The organism is Methylobacterium sp. J-059 (assembly GCF_022829485.1).
GTDB lineage: Bacteria > Pseudomonadota > Alphaproteobacteria > Rhizobiales > Beijerinckiaceae > Methylobacterium.
Window position 1 is genome coordinate 1 of sequence record NZ_JAKSYA010000086.1, and the last position, 520, is coordinate 520.

Genomic DNA, 520 nt, shown 5'->3' on the forward strand with positions numbered 1-520 from the left:
CCGGTGCCGTCGGCGTGCACCACCGCCGGGACCTGGTCGCGCTTGGATTCGCGCCAGACCAGGGTGCGCTCCATGTACGGGCTGTCGGCGTAGGCCTCGAACCAGGCGGGGCCGGCCTCGGCCAGGATCGAGGGGGCGAAGGGCCGGAAGGCGTCGCGGTACTTCACCTTGGCGTTGAGCGCGTCCTTCGCGCCCGCCGGCCGCGAGTCAGCGAGGATCGAGCGGTTGCCGAGCGAGCGCGGGCCGAACTCCGCCCGGGCCTGGACCCAGCCGACGAGGCCGCCGGCCGCGAGGATCCGCAGCGATCAAGCAAGAGCCGGCGCTTGATCGGACATCTCGACGACGATCGTGAAACCCTCGGACGTTGCGTCGAACCAAAAGACGAACCTCTTCGCGTTGAACCAAAAGACGAACCTCTTCGAGCCGGTGAACCAAGCTGAGAAACGGCTGCTCCCGACAATCTGCTCGGTGGCAATTTCGCGCCAGTTTCCATTCGGCTCCGAAGCGCGGACCTACAACC

General features: G+C 67.3%; 1 pseudogene. It reads right to left on the minus strand.

What is annotated here, in order from left to right:
- A pseudogene (locus MKK55_RS09315) lies at positions 1-299 on the minus strand (carbamoyltransferase C-terminal domain-containing protein); the annotation flags it as partial.
- Between the last annotated feature and the right edge of the window lie 221 nt (positions 300-520).